General features: G+C 49.4%; 21 protein-coding genes. 15 read left to right on the forward strand and 6 right to left on the reverse strand.

Translation table 11 applies throughout. The features are described 5' to 3' along the window. Nucleotides 1–6: 6 nt before the first annotated feature. The 3 genes from BGX16_RS10875 to BGX16_RS10885 are packed head-to-tail and all read left to right on the forward strand — an operon-like array spanning nt 7 to nt 2,692. Nucleotides 7–939 carry a UDP-glucuronic acid decarboxylase family protein gene (locus BGX16_RS10875; RefSeq protein ID WP_100426055.1) on the forward strand — a complete coding sequence of 311 codons (933 nt, stop codon included), beginning with the start codon at nt 7–9 and terminating at the stop codon, nt 937–939. Nucleotides 940–991: 52 nt separating this feature from the next. Next, a complete protein-coding gene (gene floA / locus BGX16_RS10880; RefSeq protein ID WP_100426056.1) occupies nt 992–1,978 on the forward strand; it encodes a flotillin-like protein FloA in 987 nt (328 codons plus the stop codon). A 21-nt stretch (nt 1,979–1,999) separates the two neighbouring features. Then, entirely contained in the window at nt 2,000–2,692 is a 693-nt protein-coding gene (locus BGX16_RS10885) for a hypothetical protein (RefSeq protein WP_100426057.1), read from the forward strand. On the opposite strand, the gene BGX16_RS10890 is transcribed toward BGX16_RS10885, so the two are convergent. Next, nucleotides 2,670–2,858, reverse strand: a complete 189-nt coding sequence (locus BGX16_RS10890; protein WP_100426840.1) for a PspC domain-containing protein — start codon at nt 2,856–2,858, stop codon at nt 2,670–2,672. The two genes, BGX16_RS10885 and BGX16_RS10890, sit on opposite strands and share 23 nt — an antisense overlap. Before the next feature lie 114 nt (nt 2,859–2,972). Here BGX16_RS10890 and BGX16_RS10895 point away from each other — a divergent pair, with 114 nt between their 5' ends. Then, nucleotides 2,973–4,184, forward strand: a complete 1,212-nt coding sequence (locus BGX16_RS10895; RefSeq protein ID WP_157797997.1) for a hypothetical protein — start codon at nt 2,973–2,975, stop codon at nt 4,182–4,184. A 13-nt stretch (nt 4,185–4,197) separates the two neighbouring features. Here the strand turns inward: BGX16_RS10895 and BGX16_RS14685 are convergent, their stop codons facing one another. Genes BGX16_RS14685 through der form a run of 4 tightly spaced genes read right to left on the reverse strand, consistent with a single transcriptional unit; the run spans nt 4,198 to nt 7,819 of the window. Continuing rightward, complete coding sequence (locus BGX16_RS14685) at nt 4,198–4,668, reverse strand: hypothetical protein (RefSeq protein ID WP_157797998.1); 471 nt, start codon at nt 4,666–4,668, stop codon at nt 4,198–4,200. A gap of 34 nt (nt 4,669–4,702) precedes the next feature. Then, nucleotides 4,703–5,713, reverse strand: a complete 1,011-nt coding sequence (locus tag BGX16_RS10900) for an NAD(P)H-dependent glycerol-3-phosphate dehydrogenase (protein ID WP_100426059.1) — start codon at nt 5,711–5,713, stop codon at nt 4,703–4,705. Nucleotides 5,714–5,763: 50 nt separating this feature from the next. Beyond that, nucleotides 5,764–6,426 (reverse strand): glycerol-3-phosphate 1-O-acyltransferase PlsY, encoded by a 663-nt coding sequence (gene plsY, locus BGX16_RS10905; protein WP_100426060.1) that lies wholly within the window; start codon nt 6,424–6,426, stop codon nt 5,764–5,766. After that, the gene (gene der, locus BGX16_RS10910) at nt 6,341–7,819 is read right to left on the reverse strand and encodes a ribosome biogenesis GTPase Der (RefSeq protein WP_338072464.1); all 1,479 of its coding nucleotides are present in this window, start codon (nt 7,817–7,819) and stop codon (nt 6,341–6,343) included. The genes plsY and der overlap by 86 nt, the downstream gene beginning before the upstream one ends. Nucleotides 7,820–7,904: 85 nt before the next feature. Here der and BGX16_RS10915 point away from each other — a divergent pair, with 85 nt between their 5' ends. The 3 genes from BGX16_RS10915 to BGX16_RS10925 all read left to right on the forward strand — a co-directional run bounded on the left by BGX16_RS10915 (nt 7,905) and on the right by BGX16_RS10925 (nt 13,522). Further along, complete coding sequence (locus tag BGX16_RS10915) at nt 7,905–10,394, forward strand: M6 family metalloprotease domain-containing protein (RefSeq protein WP_100426062.1); 2,490 nt, start codon at nt 7,905–7,907, stop codon at nt 10,392–10,394. Between the two features lie 91 nt (nt 10,395–10,485). Beyond that, on the forward strand, nt 10,486–13,134 hold the full coding sequence (gene alaS, locus BGX16_RS10920) for an alanine--tRNA ligase (RefSeq protein ID WP_100426063.1): 2,649 nt from the start codon (nt 10,486–10,488) through the stop codon (nt 13,132–13,134). Between the two features lie 16 nt (nt 13,135–13,150). After that, a complete protein-coding gene (locus BGX16_RS10925; protein ID WP_100426064.1) occupies nt 13,151–13,522 on the forward strand; it encodes a RidA family protein in 372 nt (123 codons plus the stop codon). A gap of 63 nt (nt 13,523–13,585) precedes the next feature. On the opposite strand, the gene BGX16_RS10930 is transcribed toward BGX16_RS10925, so the two are convergent. After that, nucleotides 13,586–14,398, reverse strand: a complete 813-nt coding sequence (locus BGX16_RS10930; RefSeq protein ID WP_100426065.1) for a sigma-70 family RNA polymerase sigma factor — start codon at nt 14,396–14,398, stop codon at nt 13,586–13,588. A 311-nt stretch (nt 14,399–14,709) separates the two neighbouring features. Between BGX16_RS10930 and BGX16_RS10935 the strand changes: the two genes are divergently transcribed. From BGX16_RS10935 to BGX16_RS10970, 8 genes are all read left to right on the forward strand, one after another. After that, nucleotides 14,710–15,501 (forward strand): class I SAM-dependent methyltransferase, encoded by a 792-nt coding sequence (locus tag BGX16_RS10935; protein WP_100426841.1) that lies wholly within the window; start codon nt 14,710–14,712, stop codon nt 15,499–15,501. Beyond that, the gene (locus BGX16_RS10940) at nt 15,501–16,589 is read left to right on the forward strand and encodes a glycosyltransferase family 4 protein (RefSeq protein WP_100426066.1); all 1,089 of its coding nucleotides are present in this window, start codon (nt 15,501–15,503) and stop codon (nt 16,587–16,589) included. The genes BGX16_RS10935 and BGX16_RS10940 overlap by 1 nt, the downstream gene beginning before the upstream one ends. Beyond that, nucleotides 16,586–17,620 carry a lysylphosphatidylglycerol synthase transmembrane domain-containing protein gene (locus tag BGX16_RS10945; RefSeq protein ID WP_100426067.1) on the forward strand — a complete coding sequence of 345 codons (1,035 nt, stop codon included), beginning with the start codon at nt 16,586–16,588 and terminating at the stop codon, nt 17,618–17,620. Before BGX16_RS10940 ends, BGX16_RS10945 begins: the two co-directional genes overlap by 4 nt. A gap of 107 nt (nt 17,621–17,727) precedes the next feature. Next, nucleotides 17,728–19,905, forward strand: a complete 2,178-nt coding sequence (locus BGX16_RS10950) for a UvrD-helicase domain-containing protein (protein ID WP_241899541.1) — start codon at nt 17,728–17,730, stop codon at nt 19,903–19,905. A gap of 348 nt (nt 19,906–20,253) precedes the next feature. Continuing rightward, nucleotides 20,254–21,708 carry a DnaA ATPase domain-containing protein gene (locus BGX16_RS10955; RefSeq protein ID WP_198514913.1) on the forward strand — a complete coding sequence of 485 codons (1,455 nt, stop codon included), beginning with the start codon at nt 20,254–20,256 and terminating at the stop codon, nt 21,706–21,708. A gap of 98 nt (nt 21,709–21,806) precedes the next feature. Beyond that, on the forward strand, nt 21,807–22,343 hold the full coding sequence (locus BGX16_RS10960; RefSeq protein ID WP_198514914.1) for a pilus assembly FimT family protein: 537 nt from the start codon (nt 21,807–21,809) through the stop codon (nt 22,341–22,343). Between the two features lie 12 nt (nt 22,344–22,355). After that, nucleotides 22,356–22,829: a type IV pilus modification PilV family protein gene (locus BGX16_RS10965; RefSeq protein ID WP_100426069.1), complete on the forward strand. Its 474-nt coding sequence runs from the start codon at nt 22,356–22,358 to the stop codon at nt 22,827–22,829. Next, a complete protein-coding gene (locus tag BGX16_RS10970; RefSeq protein ID WP_157797999.1) occupies nt 22,826–24,136 on the forward strand; it encodes a PulJ/GspJ family protein in 1,311 nt (436 codons plus the stop codon). Before BGX16_RS10965 ends, BGX16_RS10970 begins: the two co-directional genes overlap by 4 nt. Nucleotide 24,137 lies beyond the last annotated feature (1 nt).

A 24,137-nucleotide genomic window follows, 5' to 3' on the forward strand; every position in this document is an offset into this window, starting at 1 on the left:
GTTTATATGCGTTGTTTAGTGACCGGCGGTGCTGGATTTTTAGGTTCGCATCTTTGTGAACGTTTGTTGGATGATGGTCATGAAGTGATCTGTCTCGACAATTACTTTACAGGCAGAATGAGCAATGTGGACCACTTGCGTGACAATCGCCGATTTGAACTTATTCGTCACGATGTGACCGAACCGATTCTGTTGGAAGTTGACCGCATTTTTAATTTGGCTTGCCCGGCAAGCCCGATCCATTACCAGTATAATCCGGTCAAGACGATTAAAACAAGCGTGATGGGCGCCATCAACATGCTCGGTATGGCAAAGCGCGTCCACGCTCGAATTCTCCAGGCTTCGACAAGTGAAGTCTACGGCGACCCGGATGTGCATCCGCAGACCGAAGATTACTGGGGAAATGTGAACCCCATCGGTATCCGCAGCTGCTATGATGAAGGCAAGCGCGTCGCAGAAACGCTCTTCATGGATTATCATCGTCAGAACCGTGTGGACATTCGCATCGTGCGAATCTTCAACACGTACGGTCCGCGCATGCTCGCCAATGACGGTCGCGTCGTCAGCAACTTTATCGTGCAGGCTTTGAAGGGTGAAGACATTACCATTTACGGTTCGGGCGAACAGACCCGCAGCTTCTGTTACGTTTCGGATCTGATCGAAGCGATCGTTCGAATGATGGATCAGAACGATGCGATTGGACCTGTGAATATTGGAAACCCGCATGAATTTACGATGCTCGAACTTGCCCAGAAGGTGATTGACCTGACGGGAAGCAAAAGCAAGATTGTTTACCTGAGCCTTCCAGGAGATGATCCGAAGAAGCGTAAACCGGATATTTCTCGTGCAAAGAAAGTGCTTTCGAATTGGGAACCGGTCGTGCAGCTGGAGGAAGGCTTAAGAAAGACGATTTCCTATTTCGAATGGACTTTGAAATAGTTTTTGTTGTATATTGTTGATTAGAAATTTCTTTTAACCGTTCGAGGGTATTATGAGTATGATTGCCGCTATTGCGCTGTTCATTGCCGCAATTGTCGCTTTGGTCCTGTTGGCTTTCGTTGCCAATTTCTTTAGTCTTTGGCTCCAGGCTTTGTTCTCTAGGGCAAGCGTGAGCATGTTCCAGTTGATAGGAATGCGCTTACGCAAGGTTCCGCCAAAGGTAATTGTGGAATCTCGCATTTTAAGCTGCAAGGCAGGCATGCCGGTCGATACGAACCTCCTCGAAGCTCATTATATGTCGGGTGGTGACGTAATCCGCGTGGTTCAGGCTTTGATCGCGGCGAACAAGGCGAACATCAAGCTCGACTTTAAGCAGGCTGCGGCGATTGACCTTGCCGGTCGTAACGTTCTGGAAGCGGTTCAGATGTCGGTGAACCCGAAGGTGATTGAAACGCCGCGTGTGAGCGCTGTGGCTTTGGACGGTATTCAGCTGCATGCGGTGACCCGTATTACAGTGCGCGCAAGCATTCAGAAGCTCGTCGGCGGTGCTGGCGAAGAAACGGTTGTGGCTCGTGTAGGTGAAGGCATAGTGTCTTCGATCGGCGGTGCCGCAAGTCATAAGGATGTGCTTGAAAATCCGAACATGATTTCTCGTAAGGTTTTGGAATCGGGTCTGGATGCAGGAACCGCTTTTGAAATTCTATCGATCGATATTGCAGATGTGGATGTCGGTCAGAACATCGGTGCACGCCTTGAAACGGACCGTGCTGAAGCCGATAAGAAGATTGCCCAGGCGAAGGCAGAAGAACGTCGTGCCATGGCTTACGCTGCCGAACAGGAAATGAAGGCGAAGGTCATGGAAATGCGTGCGAAGCTCGTCGAAAGCGAAGCCCAGGTTCCGATGGCCATGTCGGACGCTCTTCGCAATGGACGCCTTGGCGTGATGGACTATTACAACATGAAGAACATCCAGGCCGATACGCAAATGCGTTCCCAGCTCGGCGGTGTTGATGCCCAGCCGAATCAGCCGAATGCCTAATTCAAACTCTTTGGAATTCTCATGGAAAATCTGGTTGGAATTTTGATTACCTTTGCGATTATCGCTTATTCTGCGCATCGCAAGGCGAAACAGCAACGGCAGAATCAGCTGCCGACTGAATCGTCGCGCAAAGCGTCTTGGGAATCAGAAGATACAGGTGAAGAATGGGAAGAAGATTCCGAAGAGAATTTGGAAGAACCAGAAGAATTTTCTCCGCAAACGCCGGATCCCTTGCAGGATCTGATTCGCAAGTTCAAAGAAGAACAGGCGAAGGCGATGCGTGGGGAAGTTTCTTCGGCTCCGGTTCCTCAAAAGAAAATCATCGAAGCGGAACAGAAAACGCTTTCGAACGAGATTCCTTCCGGACATCGGGAATTTGAACACAGGGCGAAGCACTTTGAGTCGACTCCGACTCCGAAGGCGCCTGCACATTCCTATGCTCCGAAAAAGGATTTTACCCAGGTTCCTGCTCACGAATTTGTAGAGGCAGAACCTGTCTTTACCGCAAAACCGAAATTTGTGGTTTCGCAGGATCCGAGTGCAGACGTTTCTTTCCACGAGATTTCTTTGGAACAGAAGGCTTCAAAGCGTGCACCGAACCTTAATCTGAATATAAAAGAAGCCCGCAAGGGATTCTTGTGGGCGAAGGTTTTGGACGATCCGCGTTTTAAGCGCCGTTCACCGTATCCGTTTACTCTGGATCGTTGGGCATAACCGCCCAGCAAATCAAGTAAGCGAGCAATGCCGTTCCAAACGAAATGAGCGTTGCTAAAATCCAACCGATTCGAACAATCGTCGCGTCTATGCCGAAGTATTCTGCAATACCGCCGCATACGCCGACGATTTTTTTATTGCTTTCGGAAAGAGTCAGTTTCTTCATCGTGAAATCTCCCAGCATTCGGGTTAATAAATCTTTTCAAAAATAATGTAGAAATTTAGCGCCGAAAAGCGTCTAGTATATGGAGCTTCTCTCATTCAACCATAGGAGTCAAAAATGAGAGTTACCCATTTAAAGCGAATTTTCCCCATTGTTACGTTGTCGATGCTTTCGGCTTTTGAATTTTGGGGCTGCACCCAGGGCGAAAACCCGGAGGTCTCTTCGGGGGAACTTTCCTCGGTGCATTTGGATGTTGCTGCAAAAAGCGTTCCGCTCTCGGATAGTATCGTGGTAGACTTTGTTGGCCCGGATACGATTCACACGGTTCTTTCGGAGGGAGAAAAAACTTTGGATCAGAGGCTTGATCCGGGTGACTGGAATTTTTATGCCAAGCATTATGCAAATGGAATGCTCGTGCAACAGGGCGAAGTTTCGGCGAACCTCGTGGCGGGGGAAAATGTTTCCCTTTCGATTGCGATGCATGCGGTTGCGGGATTCTTTTACGTGCGCATCCCGCTCGGTCTTGAAAATTCGATGGGGATTTCTTCGGGAACGTTGCAGGTTCGTGGTGAAGATTTTTCCAAGGATTACGCTTTTTTGGTAGGGGAAATCGAAGCGACTGCGGCGACGGAGATGCTTGTTCTTGGACAGGAATATGATGCGAAGATTCTTCTTTTTTCGGCGGAAGGGGATACTTTGTTTGAAATCGATTCCCAGGTGACGATCGACGGAGAAAACTTTGTGCTCGACTGGCAGTTGAACTCGTTGCACGCGAACGTTTCTCTTTCGATTTCAAACGATTCTATTCGTACGTTAACAGCGGTTGCGCATTTGCCATCCAAGCTTCGGGCTCCGCAAAAGGGAGACTTGCTGGTTACGGAATTCATGACGGAAGGCAAGGAAGAATTCGTGGAGTATTACAATGCAAGTCTTGATACGTTGAATCTGGAAGGCTGTTCCCTTTGGGCAACGAGCACCTCCTCGCTCAAGCAGATGACCGATTCCGCTTTTACGGCAAAGATCGCTCCGAACGCTTATCTGGTCTTTGGAAAGGATTCTCTGGAAGGCCGTGATGTAACGGTTCCGCTTGCGATGCCCGGAACTAAAGGTTCGATTGTTTTCCGCTGCGCTTCGGGAACGGTGGATTCTCTCTTTTATGCGAGCGCTAAAAATGTGGCAAGCGATTCGCTCCTGATTTCGGAGTTCCCGATTGATTCCAAGATGAGTGTGCAGTTGCCGCTTTTCAATTACAAGACGCGCGCCGAGGGAAGTTCTTGGTGCAATGGGGAATTCTCATTGCATGCGGCGGCAAATTGTGAAGGAATTTAGGACGGTTTGACGTTTACCGTTTGCGCCTTGGCGGTGGAGGTTCTGGGTAGTCATCCGGGCGACCGCGGTGACGCCTTCTGTAGTAAACTGGGGGCGGTGGAGCCGTGTAAACGTGAATGCTCCATTCTGCTCGCGGGTAAGGTCCACAGGCTGTGTTCCCTGCACTGCAAAGGTTGCACAGGGCTTGTGGACTGCAAACGGAAAGGCGTGGATCTCCGTAGAGGTCTGCGAAATCGCTGAAGCGGCTTTCATAGCAGGCGTGGCAAGCACGCTCCCATGTTCCGAACGAGCATAGATCGTATGCGGAAATATTGCAGGTGCATTCGCTGCCGTAACAGGTCGAGCAACGGTAAATCCCGTTGAAGTCGTAATAGCACCATCTTTCCGAATAGACGGTTTCGGCGGAGTCATCGCGAATCGTGACGCAGGACGACAAAAAAAGCGCCCACAAAAGGATTAGACTTTTGATGAGCGCTTTTTTCATGCGAACTTGACTTGTGAATGTTTTACAATGGGAATTAATACTCCGCTTCCGGCTTCAGATCGCGGTTCATCAATTCCTGGATGACTTCAGCCGGCTTCTTGTCGTTGAAGAGTACTTCATAGACCGCATTGACGATCGGAAGTTCCACGTGAACAGAATCCGCGAGAGCCTTGGCGCTCTTGCAGGTCGGAACGCCTTCGGCGATCATCTTCATGTGGCTCATCACCTGGGAAAGGGTTTCTCCCTTGCCGATGCATTCGCCCACATAGCGGTTCCGGCTGTGCTGAGAAAGGCAGGTGACGATCAAGTCGCCCATGCCAGCGAGGCCCGCAAAGGTGCTCGGGTTTGCGCCGAGAGCGCGACCGAGGCGGCAGATTTCTGCCTGACCGCGGGTAATGAGAGCGGCACGGGTGTTGTCGCCAGCACCGATGCCGTACAGAATGCCACTTGCAATCGCGATGACGTTCTTCACAGAGCCACAGAGTTCCGTACCGATCTGGTCGGTAGAGGTGTAAATGCGGATGTAGTCGTTGCTGAAAATTTTCTGCACCTGCTTTGCCGATTCTTCGTTCGGGCACGCGGCGATAATCGCCGTGTAAACGCGGCGGGAAACTTCTTCTGCGTGGGTCGGACCGCTCAGAGTCACCACGTGATCGCTGTCAAGCCAAGGAACGTTTTCGAGGATGACTTCGCTCATGCGCTGGTCGGTACCTTCGAGAATGCCCTTCGTGGCACAGACGACGGTCGGAATTTTGCCCTGTGGATTCCACTTGGCAAAGGTCTTGCAGACGTTGCCCATCACCTGGGACGGGACGACGATTAAAACGAGTTCAGCCCCTTCGAGAGCTTTGTTCATGTCGGTCGTGTAAGTAAACGAATCCGGAAAAATAACGCCAGGAAGCTTGTCCTTGTACTGGTGTTCCGTAGAAAGCAGATTCACTTCTGCCTGTGAGAAAGTCCAGAAAGAAACCTTGTGTCCATTGTCATTCAAAACTTGGCCGAGGGTAAGTCCCCATCCGCCGGTGCCGAGTACTGTAACGTTCATAGTTCTAGTTAGCCTTTATATTGATACAATTTTGTTTCCTAATAAGGAAATTACACTTTTTTCTTCTTTTTGCCAAAGCCGTTTTCAGTTCCGTTCATCAAACGCTTGATATTTGCCTTGTGTTTGTAAATGACGAACACGGCGACGATCCAAGCGATGGAGAGGATGCCTTCGTTAATGTGGTCATGCGGATAGATATTCGGGGCGACATAACCGAAGGTGGCAAGGCCTGTCAACGTGATGCAGGCGAAGATGCTGCCCACGGAGACATACTTTGTTATGAAGGTCAAGAGGCACCAGACGGCAAATGCGCCAAGAGCGGTGACCGGAGCGAGGGCAAGGAAAACACCGAAAGCGGTCAAAACGCCTTTACCGCCGCGGAAGCCCGCAAAGCAAGTAAAGCTGTGGCCGAGAATCGCGAGCAAACCGCAGACAAGCGGAAGCCAGAAGTAATCCGGACCGCCCGAAGCCTTGGAAGCTTCGTTCATCCATAAAGCGATCGTCGGAGCGAAGAAACCCTTCAAAAGATCCACGAGAACAACAGGCAGAGCCGGCTTAACGCCGAGGACGCGGATTGTGTTCGTGAGACCGGAATTCTTCGAACCGTAATTGCGGATGTCGTAGTCTTTACCGTTGACGATCTTTGCGACCCATACGGCGGTTGGAATTGACCCGAGGAGATATGCTATCGGAAGCGAGAGTAAACTGTTCAAGGTCTTCGTCCTTTCTAAGAATGAGTTTGGTATCGAAGTTTAAACGGAGCGGTGCGCCATTTAAATGGAACGCTTCGAAGAAGGTCTTCAGAAGATAACGCTTGTAAGATTCGTCGACGGCGTCCGGGGTCTTGGTTTCGATGTCGATGACCGGAGGTTCGACCATGATTTGGCAGGCTCGGGTGAGCTTGACCAAGCGTCCCTGGTGAGCCGGATGCGGATTCTTTTGGCAGGCTTCTGCGAAGACTTCTGCAATGCGTTCACGGCCGATGACTCGGCGACAGTTCGCATAGACGGTCTTGATTTCCTGCAGAATGCGGTGCACGCGCAAACCTTCCTTGGCGCTGATCGAGAGGATTGGGGTGAATTCGAACAACGGTTCACGTTCACGCATCGCCTTCACCATGTGGTCAAAGGATTTTTCTGTCTTGTCCGGGAGAATGTCCCATTTGTTCAAGAGAATGATCAGTCCTTTGCCCGCTTGACGGATGCTCTGGATGATGCGGAAGTCCTGTTCCGATATGCCGAGAGTTGCGTCGATCATGAGAATGGAAAGATCCGAGCGGCGGATGCTTTCTTCGGTACGCATGTTGCTGAAGATTTCGACTTCGTCTTCGACTTTCGCCTTTTTGCGAAGGCCTGCGGTATCGGTCACGACGAACTTTTCACCATCGACGGTGAAGGTGCAGTCGATCGAGTCGCGGGTCGTGCCCGGAATGTCGGAAACCACGACGCGTTCTTCGCCCATAAGACGGTTGAGGAGCGTAGACTTGCCTGCATTCGGACGTCCGAGGATCGCAAAGCGGATAGGACGCTTTTCTTCCTTGTCGGACTGACCCTTTTTGGGGAGAAGCGAAATGACTTCATCCAAGAGCGAAAGACAGGCGTAGCCGGTGAGCGCACTGATGGTGCGGGGTTGGCCCATGCCGAGCGAGAAAAATTCCCAGCTTTCGGCGCGGTCTTCCGGGACTTCGCTCTTGTTTGCTATCAAAAGGCATTGTTTGTCGAGCTTGCGGATCATTCTTGCGAACTGGTCGTCGAGCTTGGTGATGCCGACACGAGCGTCAACCATGAACAGCACGAGGTCTGCTTCTTGGATTGCTGTGAAAATCTGGTCGCGCACATTGGCGGCGAGGACGTCAATCGTGTCATCCGGAAGGAATCCGCCAGTGTCGACGACGGTGAATTCACGGCCCTTGTAAGTTGCCGTTTGATAATGACGGTCGCGGGTCACGCCTTCACGGTCAGAAACGACAGCAGCTCTGCGTCCGAGGATGCGATTGAAAAGAGAGGACTTGCCCACGTTCGGGCGTCCTACGATACATACGATAGGTAATTTAGCCACGGTATAAATATAGTTATATGATTTGTAAAAAAATCGTTGATTAAACACCGTTTACACGAATAGTGGCCAGAAGTGAGAATGAATTGATTATTTTGAGCTTAGTTTACAGAGACAAGGCTGTAGGAGGCTTAAAATGAAATGGAACTTGAAAAAGTACTTTTTGCTTGCAAACGCGTCGCTATTTTCTGCTGGCCTTTGGGCGTTTCCTGCAAATCCGACTCCCTACTCGATAGATAACGCGGGCGATTCGCTCACCCTTCGGAACGGAGGCGATGAACATTATCGCTATACGCAAACCGTAGATGGTTATCTTGTCATTTCCGATTCCGACGGCGTCTATTACTATGTGGATGAAGAGGGGGAGGCCAGTTCTGTCAAAGCGAAGAATGCAGATCTGCGAGATACTTTCGACAAGTCTTTTTTGCAAAAACTCGATAAGTTCAAAGTGCGAAAGTCGCATCAAAAGAAAAATCCGAATAAGCTTGAACGCCCCGACCAAAATCGGGAAGAAAAGAAATCGGATTGGGTGCCGTCTGCGGAAAATACAATTCCTTTGCTTCGGCTTCCGAGTGCAAATTCCCATGCGACGGGTACCAACCGTTTCCCGGTCTTGTTGGTGGCGTCTCCAAGTGCCTCCAATGCGGATTCCGCAAAATATTGGAATCAGCTGAATCAAGTCGGCTATACGGAGAATAACCATTTGGGCTCTGTCAAGGATTATTTCAGAGATCAGTCCAATGGAATTTTTGTTCCGACCTTTGACATCTATCTGGTTTCCGTTTCGGATTCTCTTTCAAGCTATACCAATTCGGTTCATACATTAATCGAAGAAGCGATAGCAACCCTGAAGGTCAACTATCCGAATTTTGATCCGAGCTTGTATGATTCGGATGGGGATGGCGATATCGATGCGACTGTGGTTCTTTATGCGGGGACGGAATCCGCGGCCAATAATTTAGGGGGCTATCAGTACGAATTGCAGTGGGATGGGGGAAAAATCAGTGCAGGAAGTTCGAAAAACTTCAATTCGTATTTTATCATCAGCCAGATGTCCAGCGCGACGCAACTTTTGCCGATTGCAACTTTTGTGCATGAATTCAGCCATACGATGGGTTTGAAAGATCATTACTGCGTCGCTGCTTCGGATTGCTATGACGATTTTTCTAACAATGCTTATCAGGCTCCGGGGGCGCATGCTTGGGATGTGATGTCGACAGGGATGTACAATAACGGTGGCGGTAAACCGGTCGGTTACAGTGCGTTTGAAAAGGAATTTATGGGCTGGATGTCTTATACGACTCTGAGTTCCTCTTCCGGAGTAACGGTTCTCGAAAGCTTGAATTCTTCGAATCAGGCGTACAAGGTTCCGGTAAGCGGGAAAGCCGATGAATGGTACGTGATCGAAAACCGCCAGCAGAGCGGATGGGATGCATCTCTCCCGAATCATGGCCTTTTGATTTGGCATATTGATTACGATCAGACCGCTTGGAATCAAGATGTTTTGAATGATGTGGTCAGCCATCAGAGAATCGATGTCGTCGAAGCGGGAAATTTAAAAGTGACGGGGTATCACGATGGTTTTGACTTTACCCACTTGGTCGATGACGTTTTTCCTGGCTCTCAAAATGTGAATTCTTTTACGGCGATGAATTCCTGGGCTGGAGTGAACCTGGGAGTGAATTTGTACAACATTTTGGAAGAGGATGAAAAAGTCTGCTTTGCAACGCAGGACGGAATTTCGGTGGAAACTTGTGTCGTGGAAAGTTCGAGTTCTAGCGTGGAACTTTCGAGTTCGAGCGAAATGGATGTTTCGAGTTCTAGCGTGGAACTTTCGAGTTCGAGCGAAATGGATGTTTCGAGTTCTAGCGTGGAACTTTCGAGTTCGAGCGAAATGGATGTTTCGAGTTCTAGCGTGGAACTATTGACGGAATCGTTTACCTATGCTGTCACGTTGCAAAAGGATTCCCTGTATACGTCGGTGTCTGTAGATGTGAACGAAGCTTTGGAATCGCTCGGGGTTGTCGGTTCTGCAAGCTCCCTCTTTGCTTCGGGAGATCTTCTCTATTATGCAGTGGAATCCGATGGCTCGCTTAATCCGACATCGACCGCATCGGCTTCTGGTCATTGGTTCGATGCTTCCGGAAATGTTTGCAATTGGGATTCGGAAGGATCCGTCGCTCGGGTTTTCTCGGAACTGGATCTTTCGGAAGGGGTTGCAAAAATCGCCCAGTTTCCTTTCAAAACGGAAATCGGAGAATCTTACACGATTAGGCAGGCTCTTGTTTATGGACAAAAACGAGTCGATCTTGAATTTAAAATTACGATTGTATCGGATTCTTCGGACGCGCCATCTGAAAATTCTTCAGCGATCGCTTTGTTAAATCCGCAAAATGCGGTTTCTTCGCTTCAGGTTCACGGGAATCTTCTTCAGGCGAATACTTCGCTTGTGGGCAAAAAGGATTTAACTGTGTACGATCTTTCGGGAAAGATCCTTTACCGGGATTCGTTCTATGGATTTTCGAAGACGCTTGAACTGGAAAATATTTCGGTGAAGGGCGTTTTCTTGGTCAGGCTTTCTCAAAACGGGCGGATTTTGTCGTTAAAGCGCATGGCGGTGCATTAACCCTGTTTTTCGATCAACCAGAAAGGGCCGGATTTTTTTTCCGGTCCTTTTTTTGTTAACTTTGCCGCCGGATAAATCCAAAGGTAAACTTATGGCAGAAACGATGACTTCCGCGCAGGTGCGCGAATCCTTTATCAAGTTTTTCGAATCCAAAGGACACTTGTTTGTCCGCAGCTCGCCGGTTGTTCCGCATGACGACCCGACGCTGATGTTCACCAACGCCGGCATGAACCAGTTCAAGGCGATTTTCCTCGGAGATAATCCGAAGGGCTGGAAGCGTGTTTGCAACAGTCAGAAGTGCCTTCGCGTTTCGGGGAAGCATAACGACTTGGATGTGGTCGGTCGCGATAATTATCATCACACTTTCTTTGAAATGCTCGGCAACTGGTCCTTTGGCGACTATTACAAGAAAGAAGCGATCGCTTGGGCTTGGGAACTTTTGACCGAAGTCTGGAAGCTCCCGAAGGAACGTCTCTTTGCAACCGTGTACGAAGATGACGACGAAGCTTGGCAAATCTGGAAGGATGTTTCGGGTCTTCCGGATGATCGCATTATGCGCTTTGGCGCTCACTCGAACTTCTGGGAAATGGGTGACACCGGCCCTTGCGGTCCTTGCTCCGAAATTCACTATGACCGTGGTGACATCGCCACGCAGACGGAAACGTTCAAGGACCCGATCAAAGGTGTGAACGGTGAAAATGACCGTTATATCGAAATCTGGAACAACGTGTTCATGCAGTATGAACGCCTGTCCGACGGATCTCTCGTTCCGCTCAAGGCGAAGAACGTGGATACCGGCATGGGCTTTGAACGTATTTGCGCCATTTTGCAAGGCAAAACCAGCAACTACGATACGGACGTGTTCACTCCGATCATCAGCAAGGTCGCTGAACTTTCCGGCGTCCCGTACAATGACGGTGTTGAAGGTACTCCGCACCGCGTGATCGCGGACCACCTCCGCGCACTTTCTTTTGCTATCGCTGACGGTGCACTTCCGTCGAATGAAGGCCGTGGCTATGTGCTTCGCCGCATTCTCCGCCGCGCAAGCCGTTTTGCGCGTCTCCTCGGACAGAAGGAAGCCTTTATTTACAAGCTTGTCCAGGTCCTCGCCGATACGATGGGAGACGCCTTCCCGGAAATCCGCGAACGCAAGGATTTTGTGGCAAACGTCATCAAGAGCGAAGAAGAAAGCTTTATTCGCACTCTCGATGCAGGCCTTGAACGCTTCGAAACCATTTCCGCTGACTTGAAGAAGGGCGAAAAAATTCCGGGCGACAAGGTGTTCCTCCTTTACGATACCTATGGATTCCCGCCAGACCTCACCGGAATTCTCGCTGAAGAAAAAGGTCTTTTGATCGATGAAGAAGGCTACGAAAAGTGCATGCAGGAACAGAAGGACCGCGCACGTGCCAACATGAAGAAGGGCATCAACACGATGGGCTCTGAAGGTTGGACGGAATACGCTGTGGGTTCGACGCAGTTCGTCGGTTACGAAGCGGACACCGCGAAAGTCAAGGTTCTCCGTTTCCGTGAAGATAAGGGTATTCTTTCGATCGTCCTCGACACGACTCCGTTCTATGCAGAAATGGGCGGTCAGGTCGGCGACAAGGGCCTTCTCCAGGCAGAAGGCTTGGACATCGCCATTTTCGACACGATCCGCGTGAATGATACGATTGTGCACCGCGGTAAGGTGACCAAGGGCGAAGCGAACAAGGACACGATGTCCGTGGAATTTGTCGCCAAGGTCGATATGCGTCTCCGCGACGATATCCGTGCAAACCACTCCGCAACGCATTTGCTCCAGGCAGCTCTCCGTCAGGTCTTGGGCTCGCACGTTGCCCAGCAGGGTAGCCGTGTGGAACCGGGATTTCTCCGCTTTGACTTTAGCCACTTCCAGGCGATGACCAAGGAAGAAATCCAGCAGGTCGAAGACATTGTGAACGACAAGATCCGTGCAACGCTTCCGGTGAACACCGACGTGATGGACGTGGACGCAGCGAAGGCAAGCGGTGCTATGGCTCTCTTCGGCGAAAAGTACGGCGAAGAAGTTCGTGTGGTCAAGATGGGTGCCTGTGGCGAAGAATTCTCGAAGGAACTTTGCGGCGGTCTCCATGTGAAGAACACCGGTGCCATCGGTATGTTCAAGATCGTTTCGGAAGCGAGCGTGAGCTCGGGCGTGCGCCGTATTGAAGCTCTTACGGGCCGTGGCGCAATGGCTCTCTTCCGCCTGGAAGACTCCGTTCTCACCGTTTTACGTGACAAGCTCCGCGCCAAGAACGATGCGATTGTCGAACGCTTTGAACTCACTCTTGAAAACGCTCGCAAGCTCGAAAAGGAACTCGCTGACGCAAAGCTCGAAATCGCGGCTTCCGCCGCTGCAGAACTTTTGAAGAATCCGGAACAGGTCGGTGAAGCGAAGCTCTATATCCGCGACACGAAGGCTCCGGATGACGGCTTCAAGACGCTCCTTGACGGCATTGCCCAGAAGATTGCAGACGACGAAGTCGTTGTGCTCGGCAATGTCTGTGGCAAGGCGGGCAGCATCGCTGTTCTCGTCGGCAAGGCTCTTCAGAAGAAGGGCGTTAAGGCTGGAGACTTGGTGAAGGAACTCGCCGCCTATGCAAACGGCCGTGGCGGTGGACGTCCGGACCGTGCACAGGCCGGTACCCGTGAAGTGGAAAAGGTTTCTGGTGCCATCCAGCACGCAACCGAAATCGTGAAAACGAAGCTCGGTGTATAACCCAAGGGAAAAATCCATGAAGGTCATTCATACAGCAGAAGCTCCGGCGGCAATCGGCCCGTATTCGCAGGCGATTGTGTCCGGTAATTTCATCTTTACTTCGGGCCAGATTCCTATCAATCCGGCTTCGGGTAACGTAGAAGGATCGACGATCGAAGAACAGGCCGAACAGGCTTGCAAGAACGTCGAAGCGATTCTCAAGGCGGCAGGTTCCGACATCTCGAAAGTGGTGAAGACAACTTGCTTCCTCAAGAACCTTGGCGATTTTAACGCGTTCAACGCGGTTTACGAAAAACATTTCGTAAGCAAGCCGGCGCGTAGTTGCTTCGAAGTTTCTGGACTTCCGAAGGGCTCCCTTGTTGAAATCGAAACGGTGGCAGAACTCTAATCGGAGTTTTTAAAACTAAAAAAGCCCGTCTTTTGGACGGGCTTTTTAAAATTGAAAATAGAATTACTTGTTGATGGCCGCGAGGAACGCGTCCTTCTTTTCTTGCAAGAATTCACGGCTGTTGTACTTGCGAATACGGCGAAGAGCCTGGTCGCGCAACTGACGAACACGTTCGTGAGAAATGTTCATCGATTCGCCGACTTCACGCAAGGTCTGCGGAGCTTCCTGGTTAATGCCGAAGATGCCTTCGATTACCTTCGCTTCACGTTCTGGAAGCTGTTCCATGAGTTCCTTGGAAAGATTTTCCACGCTCTGAATTTCCGAATCGGATTCCGGGTTCGAAGCACTGCCGTCGGCGAGAACTTCTGCGTAGGTAGCCTTGGAATCTGCCTTGAGCGGGCTGTCGAACGAAACGCCGCGCTGACCGATCTGGATCAATTCACGAATGTCTTCGCTGATCTCCTTACCGCGGGACTGTTCGTGCAAAGCTTTACGCACGCGCAAGTGCTGGTTTGCCGGAAGACGTATTAGGTTGCCCTGTTCGTTGATGGCGCGTGTAATGTAAGCCTTAATCCACCATACGCCGTAACTGATGAACTTTAAACCACGGGTGTGTTCAAAACTTTCGATAGCACGAACGAGGCCCATAGCGCCTTCGCTCACAAGATCCGGAAGAGGAATCGGACAGCCGCGGTACTGGATCGCGACTTTCAAAACGAATCGCATGTTCGCAGAAATCAATTTCTGACGAGCGATTTTGTCACCTTCCTTCGCTTTTTGGAACAGAATCTGTTCTTCTTCACGAGTCAGCGGAGCTGTCTTACGGATGTCGTCCAAGTAGCGTTTCAGAGTGACGTCTGTTGAATCAATATGCATTTATTGTCCTTTTTCCTATAATATCGCTTTTTTCTAGAGCAAGGAGCGTGCCAAGAGTGTAAAATTTCAAGAGCATAATTTTCGAATCGTTGTTTTTTAAAAAATTAAGGCATGATTGAAATATTTGTGTGTTTTTTGCAAGATTAAGAAAACAATTTTGCGTGTTGTTAATCCATGTTTCAACAGTAATGTAGTAAATTTAAAATGACTAGTAAAATCAAAATGTCATAAAATAATGACATTCAAGAGAGTGCCTTCTTTTGGAGCCTTTTTTTTCGGTTTTTTGCGCAAAATCCTATATTTCCGAAGCTATGTCTATTAAAGAACCTGATCAATCTGTTTGGGACCGTTTCTGGGCTCGTAAGCAGGACCTTTCCAAGGTGTATCCTGCGTCCCCGGCGATCCGTAAGACGATTCATAAATATTTCCCCAATGTACAGGGATTGAAAATCCTTGAAGTCGGACCTGGTACGGGTCGAGACAGTGCGGAACTTGCAAGGCAAGGCGCGGACGTTTACGTTCTTGATTTTTCGGCAGAAAGCTTGAAGACTGTCGAGAATTTGCGCATCCGTGAACGTCTCGAAGGAAATCTGCACTGTGTCCGTGGCGATGCTTTCCATTCGCCGTTCCCGGATAACACTTTCGATTTGATTTTCCATCAGGGTCTCGCAGAACACTTTGTGAATCCGAATCCGCTGATTCAGGAAAATTTCCGCATCATCAAGGAAGGCGGTTATATTCTTTGTGACGTGCCGCAGACCTTCCACATCTACACGGTGATCAAGCACGTCTTGATTGCGATGGGAAAATGGTTTGCCGGTTGGGAAACGCAGTTCTCGATCAAGGGTCTTCGCTCTTTGATCAAGCTTGCCGGTTTCCACATCACGTATGAATACGGTGATTGGATGCGACCGAACCTTTTTTATCGCATTCTGCGCGAAGCCTGTTTCAAAATCAATGTGGAACTGCCGAAGTATCCGCTGCACGGCACTCTATATCAAAAGGCGAAGGATGCTTTCCTGGATGCCTTTGACCGTGTACCGCTTGCCCGTTATACGCAGCTTTCCATTGGTATTCTCGCACAGAAACCGAAGAAAAAGTAATGAAGCTTCTTGTTCTCCAACGCAGGGATTCTAAGCATCCGGATTCGGGTGACTTTGAATACTATTCCCAGCGCATCTTTGAGAACATCGCCTCGCAAGGAAACGAGGTTGTGATGCTCGTGTCGCCTATTCACGGAGCGCCTCCGCGGGAGGTGTTGAATGGTGTGACTGTGGTGCGTTCGGGGGAAAATCCAATTCCGCAGCTGAATAAAGAATTTCATTTTGACGTAGCTCTAGAAAATCTGGCCGGACGTCCGCTGAGAATTGAAAAGAAGACGGATCTGCCAACGGTCGTGTTGGTGCATCGGCTATGGCGTACGGCGATTTTTAGGCAGAGCATTTCGCTAGCTTCCTTGCTCACGTGGATTTGGGAAATCGCTTTGCCGAGCCTTTACACCAGGTCGTCTTTTATTTCCGTATCTCCAACGCTTGTGCAGGGCTTGATCGATTTGGGAATTTCCCGCAATCGCATTGCGCTTGTGTACTGTGGCTCGGATCTCATTCCTGAAGATTTACCTCCTGTTTCGCAAAAGGAACGCTTCTTTTTGTGGAGTTCTTCGCAGGGTCACGGCAATGGTTTGGTTGCGGCGTTGGATGCGTTTGAAGTCTTTAGCCGTCGCCATCCCGATGCGGGATTTTTGTTGCGCATGACTCTTTCCGGTTCAAAACTATCGCAGTTGCCGAACGAGATTCGACGCCGAGGCTTAGGCGACCGCGTTCTTGTGGAATCCAATGCGACTCGGGAACGCAAGGCCGATTTGATGCGCCGCGCGTTTTGCTTGTTGCAGACCGATTACCAGGAAGGCTGGGGCTTTTCGGTAATCTGTGCGGGTAAGTATGGAACGACTACAATCGCTCCGGATTTTTCGGGATACAAGGATTGTATCCGAGACGGCGTGACGGGCTTGTTGTATCCCAGGTCCAAGGGCGTGGAAGGCTGTTGTCAGCAGATGGAACGCCTTTATGAAGATGAAAAACTCCGTGAAAATTTGCAGGCCAATGCCAAGCGCTATGCCGATTGTTTCCACTGGAGTCGTACAGCGAATGAAATTTTAGCGGTCTTGCAAAAGACGATTGAGAATCCATGAACACTCGCGTGAAGTCTTTTTTGATTTTTTGTCTGAAACTTTTGGTAACGCTGGTTCCTTGTTACTTTGTGTACAGGGAAATTGTGACCGCTCCGGGCTGGGACACGGGTGACCTATGGAATCTTTTTTCGATATCTTCGTTATTGCCGCTGTTTGTTGCCATGTTTTGCCTTGCCCTTTCCAATTTTACCGGTTGCCTGCAGTGGAAGCTGTTGCTGGATAAGCAAGAAGTTCACATGGGCTATTGGCACCTGGTGAAGCTTTATTTTGTCGGGCTTTTCTTTAACAACTTTATGCCGGGAAACGTGGGTGGAGACGTCAAAAAGGTCTACGACATCCGTATGCAGGGAAATCAGCGGACGGTGGGTGGTGGCTTGACCGCGACTTTTTTTGACCGTCTTTTTGGACTCTTCTTTTTGAACGTGCTCGCGCTCGCGGTCGGCTTGTTGTTCTTTATTCGCGATCCGAATCAGCGCTTGTTCCTGTTGCCTTCGCTGTGGGTGTTTCTCGGTTTTTGCGTTTTGTTTGCCGGACTTTTCAGCAAGCGGATCGGGCGTGTTCTCGCCTGGTTTTCAAATAAGATTTTTCCTGAGTCGGTACAGACCCGTATTTTGCATTTTCAGAAACGTTTTCAGCATTATCGCGATTGGAAGATGTGGGTACATATCGTTGTGCTTTCAGCTCTGACGCAGGGTCTGCGCGTGGTCGTACATTATTTTTGTGGAATTGCGATTGGTCTCGATATTGATGTCTCGTGGTACTTCTTCTTTATTCCGATGGTTTCGGTGATCAGTGCGCTTCCGATTTCGATTGGCGGTTTTGGCCCGCGTGAACTTTTGGCGCAGTCTCTCTTTGACCGTATCGGCGTGCCGGGCTTGCAGTCTGTGGTGGTGCAGCTCCTCGCTTACATGGTAAGCCTGGTGGTGAGCCTTGCCGGTGCTGTGTTCTTTATGACCGAAAAGAAAAAACAGGAGTCGTCCACGTTTTCCGAAGTGGAATCGTTGGATCATGTGAATTCCGAAAATCATTAAAAAACCTTTCTTTTTCTCTGTTTTGATGTTTCGAGCGTCTTCTTATGCAGAAGACGTTTTTTTTGTTCACTAACGAGACGGATAAACCGTGAAAAGGGAGAATTCGCATGGCGACAAAAGAAGAAATGGAAACGGAAATTTTGAAGGGCTTGAACAGCGATCAAAAAAGGGCCGTTCTTTATGATCATCAAAAGGATGGACCTCTTTTGATTTTGGCGGCGGCAGGATCGGGCAAGACATCCGTTTTGACGAGGCGTATCCAGTGGCGCGTTCTGCAGGGCGTAAAACCGGAATCGATTCTCGCTCTGACATTTACCGCTAAGGCGGCTGCCGAAATGCGCGAACGTGTACAAAAGCTTTTTCCCGATGCGGATATTCGACTGAGCACTTTCCATTCGCTCGCGTATTCCATTTTACGAGAAAAGTTCAACGGGAAATTCGGCTGGGAACTCGCCGGATTTTTGAAGGCTCCAAAGCCTGGGGAAGGGGAAAGTGAACGGTTCGCCTGCGCCTTGGTCGATCATCGGATTTCGCCGGATGCGATTTCACGCGATGATCTTTTTAAGCCGAACCTTCCCGGTAATCTTTTGAAAAAACTCGAGGTCATTCGCCAAGGCGTTTTAAAAACAGGGAACATCGTCTTTGAAGATCTAATTTACCTCGCCACGGAACTACTTGAAAAAAAATCCGCCGTGCAAAAGGAAATCCGCAACCGCTTTAGGGAAGTTCTTGTTGATGAATATCAGGATATCAATCCTTCGCAGTATTTGCTTGTTCGAGCAATCCTCGGACAGAACGAAAACCTTTTTGCCGTGGGCGATGACGACCAGGCTATCTACGGGTTTCGCGGCGCAGATATTGGGAACGTTTTTCGCTTCTGCAAGGACTTTCCCCATTCCAAACTGTTGCGCCTTGAATGGAATTACCGCTCCGTTCCCAAGGTGCTGTATTTGGCGAACAATATCTTTGAAGATAAACCGTTGCTTCTTCGCAAAACGCTGCGAGCGGGGAACAGCTCAAAGAAACCGATCTTTTTGGAAAATCGCGCTCCGGAATTTTGGGTCAGTGAAGATCCGCAAACGGAGCTTTTGCGCATCGTTTCTAAAATCAAGGAACTCCGTGAAGCGTATGATCTTGAATTTAAGAACTTTGCCATTCTGGTGCGTTATAATCGACAGCGCCTGTATTACGAAGAGGCGCTTCAAAATTTTCGCATTCCCGTTTACCGTGAAGAGGATTCGGAATCTCCCGAAGTTCCCGGTGTGCATGTAGAAACGGTCCACGGTTCCAAAGGTTTACAGTATACGGTCGTCTTTTATGCGGGTCTATCTGAACGCTTGACTCCGGGCGAATGCGAAGGTTCGCGAAAACAGAAAAAAATGCAATTAGAAGAAGAAAAACGTCTCTTTTACGTCGGCGTCACCCGTGCAGAGGCGGTGCTGATTTTGCTATATTGTAAAAAACGTTTTTGGAAGGGCCGTCTTTCTGAATTTAAACCTTCCCGGTTTTTACGCTATTTAGAAAGACCGCTCTCGGAGAAATCACATATGCCACTGATCCTTTTTAAGATCCGCGTCATCATTTTGGTTTTGGGATATATGATGGTCGTGATGCCGCCGTTCCTGTTCCGCTGTGTATTCATGCGGAAGTCGGTGCCGGCATGGGTAGAATACCGCGTACAGACGTTTACGAAGTACTGCTTTAAGGTGCTCCGTGTTCACATCGACATTGAAAATCAGTCGGCGCTTTCCCGTGTCGATTGGAACCGTCCGGTTTTTGTGGTGGGCAATCACCAGTCCTATTTCGATATTCCGATCGTCTTTTTGACGCTCGGACGTTCGATTGGCTTTTTTGCAAAGAAGGAACTGACCTATATCCCGTTCCTGAATTTTTGGATGAAGGCTTTGCACTGCGTGATCGTGGACCGTAAGGATTCCCGTGCATGCGTTGCCATCAAGGACCGCCTCGAATCTTCGAAGGAAACGGTGCGAGCCTTTATCTTCCCGGAAGGAACGCGTAGCAAGGATGGAACCGTTAAACCGTTCAAGAGCGGGGCTTTCCGCCTCGCAACGGATTTGAACGCCATCATTCTCCCAATCTACATCGAAGGTTCCCGCACGACATGGGAAACCCGCAAAAGTTCGGACACGGTCGTCGTCCGCTCCACGGTCATGGAACCGATCGACATCAAAGAACTTTCTGCGGAAAAGCCGATCAATCCGAAAACGGAACTGGTTCCGATGGTTTACGAAAAGTACAAGCAGATCTCTGAACGTACTTTGTAAAGCCCCAAAGAAGCGGATGTATTCCTCGCAATAACATTCCAACCTCCTACTCCTGAATCTCTCAGCAATAGGCTCTAAAATCTGGCAAGGGATTCTTCCGAAAATATCGGTGGATAAATTGTGACCTTAATTGGGGATATTTTAGGGTTGTATTGCAGACTTAAAAGATGATATTTTGAACAAAAACTGAAATGTTTGAAATTGGCTAAATTTCGGCGATTTTTAAGATTTTTTGAAAAAAAGTCCCCAAGTTGCAAGTTTTTGTTAAATTACGAAACCGTAAAAAATGGGTATGTAAAACCTTTACCGTTTTCTTTTGGTTGAATGTTGATAGATAATGTAATTCGGTTGGCAGATGCCTCACAGGGCCTGTGGGATTCTGTCCTTTCTTCTTTGCGGAGCTCGCTTTCGGCGAACTCTTACGATATGTGGTTCGGCAAGAAGAACTTGACCTTGGATTGCATTGAAAACGGTTGTGCAAAGCTCATCGCTGCAAACGAACTTGTCGCCTCTTGGATCAACGGTCAGTTTAGAAGCGCCCTTTTAGAAGCGTTTAAGCAGGCAGACCCGGAAATCAACGATTATTTGATTTCTGTTTCTGCAAGTAGCAAGGCGTCCCAGGTGATGATCATGTCCACGGACGCCGCAAGCGAAGCCGCTGTGGAAAAGCCTGTTGTCCGTAAACCGCTGATCAGCCGTGAAGAAAAGACTCTCCTTGCGGAAAACGCTAAGACTCTCGCTTTGTTCTATTCGAACTATTCCTTCGACACCTTTGTGGAAGGCGACTCGAACCGCATTGCTCTTGCCATGTGCCGCACGATCGCCGAAAATCCGATGGAATGTTCTATGAATCCGTTCTTCCTTTTCGGAGGCCCGGGCGTCGGCAAAACGCATTTGTTGCAGTCGATTGGCCGCTATGCGATCATGTACAGCACGGCTTCACGCGTTGTCTTCCGCACGGCAGAACAGTTCTTGAAAGATTTCATGCTCACTCAGGACATGAGCGTTTCCCGTGCAGAACGTGCGGACGCGCTTGCGAAATTGCGCAGTACTTACGAAGATCCGCAACTTTTGCTGATCGACGATATTCAGGTAATCGCTGGCATTGGACATGGAGCGACAGAAAAGGCTCTGTTCCAGGTCCTGCAGAAACGTGTGGCCGCAAAGCGCCAGACCGTATTCTGCGCAGACCGCCGCCCGACCGAAATTCCGAACCTTTACGATGGATTTACGCATTTTGACGGCAACAGCATTGCCGTGGATGTTCCGGATTTTTTAACCCGTTTGAACATTCTTCGCAAAAAGGCGAATGCTTTGCAGATTCCGGTAGAAGAACGCGACCGTATTTTCCGCTGGGTGGCTCAGCATCAGCGTGGCAATGTGCGTGAAATCGAAGGGGTCGTGACCAAGCTTTTTGCTTACCACGATCTTCTCGGAGTCAATTTGACTCTCGATACCTTCAAGGAACTTTGTGAATCTTGCAATGTGATTGATCCGGCAAATGTGGCCGACAAGCCGATTCCGACGATCTCTTCGATCAAGGAAATGGTGGCGAATGCCTACCACGTTTCCGTGGAATCTTTGCGAGCCAATACCCGAGTAAAATCGGTTTCGGTTCCGCGTAAGGTGGCGATGTACTTCTGCCGTGAGCTGACCAAGGAATCCTTGTTAAGCATTGGTTTCCAGTTCGGACGTGATTATACGACGGTAATCGCCAGCATCAAGGCCGTCGAACGTGATATGCGTCACGATCCGGAGTTTGCTTCGAATATTGAAAATTTGAGAGCATCCTTCGCCATTTAATGTGGCAAAAAAAATTGCATCGCTATTTTGCCCCGTTTTGGGCAGCCCTTTGTATTGTTTTGTTTACGCGATTGCCGTAAATTGTATAGATTTATAATGTGGAAAAGAGTATTCTGACAAAGAAGGGTTTTACCCTCATTGAAGTGTTGGTCGTCGTTGCCATCATTGGCATCTTATCTGCGGCCGGTTATTCGAATTTGCGCCAGGCGATTGCCAACAATCGCGTGAAAGACGCTGCTTTTAATGTGGCCGCTTTTGCAGAAACGGTAGCGAACAAGGCAAAACAGATCAGTGATACGGTCTGTGTCAAGGCGGATAACAATGTGCTTGTGGCTTATAAATCTGCCTGTACGGAAACGGGTACGGCGACGGTGCTCGATCGGCTGGAAATGCCGACCGGTGTGAATCTGGTAGCGATGACGGAATCTTCGTTTGATGGAAGCAACTGGCTGACAAATGGCACGGGTGCGCAATTTGTGCCTCGTTTTGGAATTTCTGCCGCTCCGTATGAAGGTTATTTCTTGGTGCGGTATTTGGAAACGGATTTGTTCGGTGCAGCCGTTAAGGTGGAAACCCGGAACAGCTTCGTTTCAAAAATCAGTTACGATGGAAGAGAATCTTGGGCGGATCTGTAAGGAGCTGGTGGAATGGTGTGGTCTCGTGAAAAAATAGCCAAGGTGGCCAAGAAGGGCTTCGGGATTATTGAAGTCCTGATTGCGATTGCTGTGCTTGGCTTTTTGTATGTGGCGCTGAACCATTTGCAGACGGGAAACCGGGATACGCTTCTCCGTATTCGCGGCCGTGATGGCGCGATAGAGGTCGCGCAACAGGTGGTGGATTCTTTGAGCAGTCTCGGCATTTCAAGTTTGACTTCGGGTTCGACGATTACGATTGATACGATCACCCGCACTTGGAAGGGGAAACCCGGCAGTAACCAGTATGAGATGCAGGTGAAATATTCGACAAAGGTTGAGGTCGGTCCGGACTCTTTTTTTACCCGCAGGGATACGACCGCTTACGATACGACTTCGCATGTATATGCCAAGCGTTTAGAAGTGACCGTCTCTTGGAAGTATAAGAATACCGTCCCATTCATCAGCATTTCGAGGATTATTCAATGAAGAAGAGTGGCTTTACATTGATGGAACTCGTGGTGTATATGGCGATGATTGGCATCGTCGTATTGGTGGCTGGTCAGGCTTTTTCGGACAGCACCAAGTTCCGCGTGAGAACGCAGAATATGCTGCGCGCTTCGGAAGAAGCGGAAAACGTGGCAAATCTCTTTAAGGATGACGTGGCGCAGATGGGGGCGAAGGCTTCTCTGGAATACAAGGCTTCTTCGGAAACGGACTCTTTCTACATGGCAAATCTGTCGAGCATTTATATGAATCCGACAGCTGTGAGTCCGGATTCTTCGTCTTTCAGGATTGGTTCGGCTTCGACGAATGAGAATACGGATACATTGACGCTTCGCCGTATGCGTTTTGATAACAATGGCCATTATGTTTCGATTGAGGAAATCGAGTGGTTTGTGGTAGACAGTACGCTTTACAGAACCTGTAAGGTGATTGAACAACGGGCGGGTGTAAGTTTTGAAGATAAAGACCCATGTTCGAATACATCGAACCCGACTCCGGTGCAGATTGCGTCAAACGTGGCTCAGTTCTATGTGGAACCGGCAAAGCCTGGAGTTTCTGGCTTGGAAACGACTCAGCTTTTGCCCTCTACGGATACTTCGGTGCACAATTTCCGTTTGATTTCCCGCGGTGGCACGGAATACTGGAAAACGGTGACGGTTTCGGATCCGTCAGCCTCGGTTTCTATTTCGGGCTTTACCGCGAACTATGACTTTGATGAAAATCTGGTCGTGGAAGATGGAAAGTTGGCAAGCCAGGTCTTTGTTGGAGCTCCGAATTCGACGACGGGTGACTGGCAGAGCCTTTGCCAGCAGGTGACGCTGGAGCCCAATGTGGACTATGAAATTTCGTTCGATATGCCGTATTCCGAAGATGCAACCCGAATGTTTGTGCCAGGACGTGATCACATGGCGGTGGGTTTCCGCAATGTTTCGACGGGGGATCGCCCGGTTGTGCTGAAGGATTTCCTCTTTTACCCGCCGGTTTCCTCTTTGTCTGCAGGGGCTCGCCACATGCGTTTTACGGTTCCTACCACGATTGAAAATGTGTGCATGGCGTTTACCTTTGCGAGCTATTCTCCGACGGCAGCAACCGGCTACGTTTATATCCGTAATTTGAGATTGGACAAGGTGGCGGCTTCCAACTATACGTTTGAAAATTATTTCCCCAGCACGAATAGAGACAAGCAGAATGTGAAGGCGTTCCGTTTGCATTTGACGATTAACCGCAGAGGTGAAACGGGACATACGATGCTTGTTATCCCGACACCGAGCAATGGACCACGGAGCTAAT

The organism is Hallerella succinigenes, from assembly GCF_002797675.1.
GTDB classification, from domain to species: domain Bacteria; phylum Fibrobacterota; class Fibrobacteria; order Fibrobacterales; family Fibrobacteraceae; genus Hallerella; species Hallerella succinigenes.

Excerpts from the sequence above, each read along its gene's own strand:
- BGX16_RS10875 (WP_100426055.1), top strand. The coding sequence starts at position 7 with ATGCGTTGTTTAGTGACCGGCGGTGCTGGATTTTTAGGTTCGCATCTT.
- floA (WP_100426056.1), top strand. The coding sequence starts at position 992 with ATGAGTATGATTGCCGCTATTGCGCTGTTCATTGCCGCAATTGTCGCT.
- BGX16_RS10885 (WP_100426057.1), top strand. The coding sequence starts at position 2,000 with ATGGAAAATCTGGTTGGAATTTTGATTACCTTTGCGATTATCGCTTAT.
- BGX16_RS10890 (WP_100426840.1), bottom strand. The coding sequence starts at position 2,858 with ATGAAGAAACTGACTCTTTCCGAAAGCAATAAAAAAATCGTCGGCGTA.
- BGX16_RS10895 (WP_157797997.1), top strand. The coding sequence starts at position 2,973 with ATGAGAGTTACCCATTTAAAGCGAATTTTCCCCATTGTTACGTTGTCG.
- BGX16_RS14685 (WP_157797998.1), bottom strand. The coding sequence starts at position 4,668 with ATGAAAAAAGCGCTCATCAAAAGTCTAATCCTTTTGTGGGCGCTTTTT.
- BGX16_RS10900 (WP_100426059.1), bottom strand. The coding sequence starts at position 5,713 with ATGAACGTTACAGTACTCGGCACCGGCGGATGGGGACTTACCCTCGGC.
- BGX16_RS10915 (WP_100426062.1), top strand. The coding sequence starts at position 7,905 with ATGAAATGGAACTTGAAAAAGTACTTTTTGCTTGCAAACGCGTCGCTA.
- alaS (WP_100426063.1), top strand. The coding sequence starts at position 10,486 with ATGGCAGAAACGATGACTTCCGCGCAGGTGCGCGAATCCTTTATCAAG.
- BGX16_RS10925 (WP_100426064.1), top strand. The coding sequence starts at position 13,151 with ATGAAGGTCATTCATACAGCAGAAGCTCCGGCGGCAATCGGCCCGTAT.
- BGX16_RS10930 (WP_100426065.1), bottom strand. The coding sequence starts at position 14,398 with ATGCATATTGATTCAACAGACGTCACTCTGAAACGCTACTTGGACGAC.
- BGX16_RS10935 (WP_100426841.1), top strand. The coding sequence starts at position 14,710 with ATGTCTATTAAAGAACCTGATCAATCTGTTTGGGACCGTTTCTGGGCT.
- BGX16_RS10940 (WP_100426066.1), top strand. The coding sequence starts at position 15,501 with ATGAAGCTTCTTGTTCTCCAACGCAGGGATTCTAAGCATCCGGATTCG.
- BGX16_RS10945 (WP_100426067.1), top strand. The coding sequence starts at position 16,586 with ATGAACACTCGCGTGAAGTCTTTTTTGATTTTTTGTCTGAAACTTTTG.
- BGX16_RS10950 (WP_241899541.1), top strand. The coding sequence starts at position 17,728 with ATGGCGACAAAAGAAGAAATGGAAACGGAAATTTTGAAGGGCTTGAAC.
- BGX16_RS10965 (WP_100426069.1), top strand. The coding sequence starts at position 22,356 with ATGGTGTGGTCTCGTGAAAAAATAGCCAAGGTGGCCAAGAAGGGCTTC.
- BGX16_RS10970 (WP_157797999.1), top strand. The coding sequence starts at position 22,826 with ATGAAGAAGAGTGGCTTTACATTGATGGAACTCGTGGTGTATATGGCG.